6 protein-coding genes are annotated in these 5,361 nt (G+C 63.6%); 3 read left to right on the top strand and 3 right to left on the bottom strand.

Annotation, left to right across the window (positions count from 1 at the left end; translation table 11 throughout):
* Positions 1-36 precede the first annotated feature (36 nt).
* A complete protein-coding gene (gene aptA / locus NKH23_RS34240; protein WP_352465212.1) occupies positions 37-1,365 on the bottom strand; it encodes an omega-aminotransferase AptA in 1,329 nt (442 codons plus the stop codon).
* Positions 1,366-1,608: 243 nt separating this feature from the next.
* On the opposite strand from aptA, the gene NKH23_RS34235 reads away from it, so the two are divergent.
* Entirely contained in the window at positions 1,609-2,250 is a 642-nt protein-coding gene (locus NKH23_RS34235) for a TetR family transcriptional regulator C-terminal domain-containing protein (RefSeq protein WP_352912725.1), read from the top strand.
* A gap of 10 nt (positions 2,251-2,260) precedes the next feature.
* On the opposite strand, the gene NKH23_RS34230 is transcribed toward NKH23_RS34235, so the two are convergent.
* Positions 2,261-3,133, bottom strand: coding sequence for a helix-turn-helix transcriptional regulator (locus NKH23_RS34230; protein WP_352912724.1), 873 nt, complete (start codon positions 3,131-3,133; stop codon positions 2,261-2,263).
* Between the two features lie 105 nt (positions 3,134-3,238).
* Between NKH23_RS34230 and NKH23_RS34225 the strand changes: the two genes are divergently transcribed.
* Positions 3,239-4,090, top strand: a complete 852-nt coding sequence (locus NKH23_RS34225) for an SDR family oxidoreductase (protein WP_352912723.1) — start codon at positions 3,239-3,241, stop codon at positions 4,088-4,090.
* Positions 4,087-4,809, top strand: coding sequence for an SDR family oxidoreductase (locus tag NKH23_RS34220; RefSeq protein ID WP_352716893.1), 723 nt, complete (start codon positions 4,087-4,089; stop codon positions 4,807-4,809). The genes NKH23_RS34225 and NKH23_RS34220 overlap by 4 nt, the downstream gene beginning before the upstream one ends.
* A gap of 27 nt (positions 4,810-4,836) precedes the next feature.
* Here the strand turns inward: NKH23_RS34220 and NKH23_RS34215 are convergent, their stop codons facing one another.
* On the bottom strand, positions 4,837-5,214 hold the full coding sequence (locus tag NKH23_RS34215) for a DoxX family protein (RefSeq protein WP_352716895.1): 378 nt from the start codon (positions 5,212-5,214) through the stop codon (positions 4,837-4,839).
* Between the last annotated feature and the right edge of the window lie 147 nt (positions 5,215-5,361).

Genomic DNA, 5,361 nt, shown 5'->3' with positions numbered 1-5,361 from the left:
CCCTCCCCTCGAGGGGGAGGGAAAGCTGCACCTGGTTCAATCCACCGCCCTCAGCACTTCGCGCACATGGTCGATCAATTCGTTGATCTGGCCCTTGGTGATGATCAGCGGCGGCGACAGCGCGATGATGTCGCCGGTGGTGCGGATCAATGCACCACGCTCGAACGCCTTCACAAAGGCCGAGAAGGCCCGCTTCGTCGGCTGGCCGGCGATCGGCGCCAGCTCGATTGCACCGATCAGGCCGATGTTTCTGATATCGATGACGTTCGGCTCGCCCTTCAGCGAGTGCAGCGCGTCCTCCCAGTACGGCGCCAGTTCCTCGCCGCGCGTCAGCAGCCCCTCTTCCTTGTAGGTGTCGAGCGTGCCCAGCGCCGCCGCGCAGGCGATCGGATTGCCCGAATAGGTGTAGCCGTGGAAGAACTCGATCATGTGCTCGGGGCCGGTCATGAAGGCGTCGTGGATTTCCTTCTTGACGAACACCGCGCCCATCGGGATGACGCCGTTGGAGACGCCTTTGGCGGTGGTCATGATGTCCGGCGTGACGCCGAAATAGTCCGCGGCAAACGGCGTGCCGAGACGGCCGAAACCGGTGATGACCTCATCGAAAATCAGCAAGATGCCATGCTTGGTGCAGATCTCGCGCAGCTTCTGCAGATAGCCCTTCGGCGGCAGGATGACGCCAGTGGAACCGGCAACCGGTTCGACGATGACGGCGGCGATGGTCGACGCGTCGTGCAGGGCGACGATGCGCTCCAACTCGTTCGCCAATTCTGCGCCGTGCTCGGGCACGCCCTTGGTGAAGGAGTTCTTTTCCGGCAGATGCGTGTGTGGCATGTGATCGACGCCGCCGAGCAGCGTGCCGAACATCTTGCGGTTGGTGACGATGCCACCAACCGAAATGCCGCCGAAATTAACGCCGTGATAACCGCGCTCGCGGCCGATCAGGCGGGTGCGCGAGCCCTCGCCTTTTACGCGGTGATAGGCGATCGCCATCTTCAGCGCGGTCTCGACCGATTCCGATCCGGAATTGGTGAAGAACACATGGTCCATACCCTTCGGCGCGATGTCGACCAGCCGGTTCGCCAGCTCGAACACGATCGGGTGGCCCATCTGGAAAGCGGGTGCATAGTCGAGCTCGGCCGCCTGGCTCTGAATCGCCTCGGTGATCTTCGGACGGCAGTGGCCGGCATTGACGCACCACAGGCCGGCGGTGCCGTCGAGAACCTTGCGCCCGTCGCTGGTCGTGTAATGCATGTCCTTGGCCGACACCATCATGCGCGGCGCCTGCTTGAACTGCCGGTTTGCCGTGAACGGCATCCAGAATGCGCTGAGATCGTTCGGCGTGACTTTCAGCCGGTTGGACATGACCAAGACTTCCCCTTGTAACCTGTTTCGGTGCGGCTGACGCTTGGTCTTTCCAACACTTGGTCTTCGCGACGTTTTCGTGCTACGCAAATTTTTGACCGGTTGGACAAACGTTAGCACCGCCTTATCAGCGGTCAAGGGATTACTAGCGGAAATGCGGCTTTCGAAGTGCGCTCCACAGGGCGGAGAAAAACTGGTCCAGAGAATTGGTCCAGACACTCCTCGCAGTGAAGGTTTTTCGAGGTGACGGGGGCGGTCGAAAGCTCCGCTCCTCGCCGCACCCGCATCCAGCTGGAAAAGCGCGAGCTCATCCTCGAGGCGGCGCTCGAAGTCTTCTCGACCAACGGTTTTCGCGGCTCCACCATCGACCAGATCGCCGAAGCCGCCGGCATGTCGAAGCCGAACCTGCTCTATTATTTCCGCCGCAAGGAGGACATCCACGAGACGCTGATGCAGCGGCTTCTCGACACCTGGCTGGCGCCGCTGCGCGAACTCGACGACATCGGCGATCCCTTGACCGAACTGCGCAGCTACATCAGGCGCAAGCTCGAAATGGCGCGCGACTTCCCGCGCGAGAGCCGGCTGTTCGCCAACGAGATCCTGCAGGGCGCGCCGCGCATCATGCCGATGCTGGAGGGCGAGTTGAAGACACTGGTCGACGAGAAGGCCAACGTCATCAAGGGCTGGATGCGCGCCGGTAAGATTTCCCGCACCGACCCCTGGCACCTGATCTTCTCGATCTGGGCGACGACGCAGCATTATGCCGATTTCGACGTCCAGGTCCGCGCCGTGCTCGGCCCCGACCGCGGCGGCGATGGCCGCTTCGAGGATGCCGCAAGATTTCTCGAGCAATTGTTCATCGAGGGGCTGAAGCCGAAGGGCTAGCCTTGATGGTTCACGCGCTGCGCCGCTCGGCCGGAAGCGTCTCCAGCAGTTGTTCGAGCTTGGCGATCGAGTTCTGCTCGGCGAGCGGCGTGTAGACGATCAGCTTCATGTCCGAGCCGTCATCGATCGACAGGCTCATATGCTCGAACGCCATGGCGCCCGCTATCGGATGCCTGACATGCTTCACACCCGATAGGTTGCGGGCGACGTCGCGTAGCGGCCACCAGGCGCGAAACTCCGGGCTCGAGCGCGTCATCAGCGCGATCAGCCGCTCGAAATCCGGATCGCCGACATATCTGGCGCTTTCTGCCCGGAATGACGCCAGCACGGCACGCGCCAATTCCTCCCAGTCGACGAGCAGGCGCCGATGCTGCGGGCTGGTGAAAACCATGTGGACGATGTTACGGGCATCGCCTTCCAGCAGACCATAGTCGCCGAACACGGCTGCCGCGGCAGAGTTCCAGGCCAGCACGTCCCAGCGCCGCCCAACGACATAGGCCGGCTGCAGGACCAGGCTCTGCAGCATGTGCAGCAACGGGCCATCGACCTTTTCCGGCGCGTCGACGCGACGCTCCGGCTGCGGTCGGCCGGCAAGGATGAACAGATGCCGTTGCTCGGCCGCGTCCAGGCGCAGCGCCTGGCTGAGCGCCGTAAGCACTTCCACCGACGGCCGAACGTCGCGGCCCTGCTCCAGCCAGGTGTACCAGGTCGTGCCGACGCCGGCGATCATCGCCACCTCTTCGCGCCGCAGCCCGGGTGTGCGCCTGCGCAAGCCGGTCGAGATGCCCGTGGCCGAAGGCGTCAGCCTTTCGCGCCGCGAGCGCAGGAAGGCGCCAAGCTCGCGGCGGCGGCTGTCTTCGGCGGAGTGCGTGGTGGAATCCATCGGCGCTATTATAGCAGTATCGATACCAGGATAAAGTTTGAACTGTTTGGCAAGTGGCTGGTGCCCCATCTTTCCGCTCAGAACGATGAGACGGAGGCTCTGAACATGGAACTGAAAGACAAGACAATCCTCATCACAGGGTCGACCGACGGCGTCGGCCGCGTCGTCGCGCAAAGGCTCGGCGCCGGCGGCGCCCGCATCCTGGTGCATGGCCGCGACGCGACTAGGGGCAAGGCGATCGTGGCCGAGATCGAAGCCGCCGGCGGCAAGGCCGAGCTTCTCGTCGCCGATCTCTCCTCCCTGGCGGAAGTCCGCCGCCTCGCCGAGGCCGTGCGCGCAAGGACCAAGCGGCTCGATATCCTTATCAACAATGCCGGCGTCGGCACCGCCGGCCCCAACTCCAAACGGCAGGTCAGCGCCGACGGCTACGAACTGCGCTTTGCCGTCAATTATCTCGCCGGCTTCCTGCTCACCACGGAGCTGCTGCCGCTGCTCAAGGCCAGCGCGCCGGCGCGGATCGTCAACGTCGCCTCGGCAGGCCAGCAGGCGATCGATTTCGACGACGTCATGCTGACCCGCTCCTATGACGGCGTCCGTGCCTACTGCCAGAGCAAGCTGGCGCAGATCATGTTTACCATCGATCTGGCGGAGCAACTGAACGGCACCAATGTGACCGTCAACAGCCTGCATCCGGCAAGCTACATGAACACTACGATGGTGCGGCAGGCGGGCATCACGCCGTGGAGTTCGGTCAAAACCGGCGCCGAGGCCATCATCAATCTCGCGACGTCGCCGGCGCTCGAAGGGCGAAGCGGCCTCTATTTCGACGGCCAAAGAGAATCCCGCGCCGATGCCCAAGCCTATGACGCCAAGGCGAGGCAGCAGTTGCGCGAATTGACCCTCGGCCTAGTCGGGCTCGCACCCGCTTCCGCAACATCGAAGAAAGAAAATTCATGATCGAGAAAACCAGTCACACCGTGGTCGTCGGCGGCTCCTCCGGCATCGGCCTCGCCACCGCGAAAAAGCTGCTCGGGCCGGGCATGAAGGTGACGATCACCGGGCGCAACCGGGAAAGGCTCGACAACGCATGGCACAGCCTTGGCGGCGCGGTCGAAAGAGCTGCCTTCGATGCCGCGAAGCCGGACGAGGTTCGCCGGTTCTTCAGCGATCTCGGCCCTTTCGATCACCTGGTGCTGGCCGCCAGCGGCGGCAAGGGGCTCGGCCCGTTCGAAACGCTTGACCTGACCGACATCGGCGGCGGCGTCGACGAGAAGGTCCGGCCACAGCTCTCCTGCCTGCAGGCCGCCTTGCCGACGCTGAACAAGAGCGGTTCGGTGACTTTCATCTCGGCGGTGTCGGCGCAATTGTCGGCGCCGGGTGTCGCCGGCATCGCCGCCGTCAACGGCATGCTGCTGACCGTGGTGCCGATCCTGGCGATGGAGCTGAAGCCGTTACGCGTCAATGTCGTGGCACCGGGTGTCATCGACACGCCATGGTGGGATTTCCTGCCCAACGATCAGCGGCAGGCGGTGTTTGCCGAGTATGCCGGCAAGACGCCGGTCGGCCGTATCGGCCGGGCCGAGGACGTCGCCGAGGCGATTGCGTTCCTGGTTTCGAACAGCTTCGTCACCGGCCAGGTCCTGACCTGTGATGGCGGCTTGCGGTATGCGGCGTAACGGGCTACGTCGACGCGATGATCGCTGTCAAAGCAAGTGCGCGATCAGCGCCAGAAATCCTCCGGTCAGCGCGACGTTGCCGACAAAGCCATTGATACGGGACGCGCGCTCGGGCCCCTGGTGATCCCAGAAGTTATGGAACATCGGCGTGGCGACAATCAGGAACAGGATCAGGCATGCCGCCGCCGGAGCGGTCCAGATGCCCGCGATCACCAGCACTCCGGCGACGATCTGCAGGACAATCCCCAGCCACAGCACCAGCCGTGCCTGGGGCACGCCGCGCGTCGTCATCAATTGGGTCACAAAGGCCGCGTTCTGAATGTTGCGCAGGCCGGCAAAGACAAAGGCGCCGCCGAGCAGCAAGCGGGCGGCGACTAAAATCTCACTATCAAAGTTTGAAAACATGCTGTCGGTCCTTGGGCAGAAAAGAGGCGCCCGGGCGAAAGCCCCCCCCCCGGGGCAAAGTTCAAACGCCAAGTAAGCCCGCCGACGGTGGGTTTGAATGGAACGGACCCAAAAACCCGTGCCAGGTGTTGTTAATGCCGCGCCCAC

It is taken from the genome of Mesorhizobium sp. M1328 (genome assembly GCF_040318075.1).
Taxonomy (GTDB): domain Bacteria; phylum Pseudomonadota; class Alphaproteobacteria; order Rhizobiales; family Rhizobiaceae; genus Mesorhizobium.
Note: the sequence above shows the minus strand (reverse complement) of the source record. Positions and strands in the feature narration are given on the sequence as shown.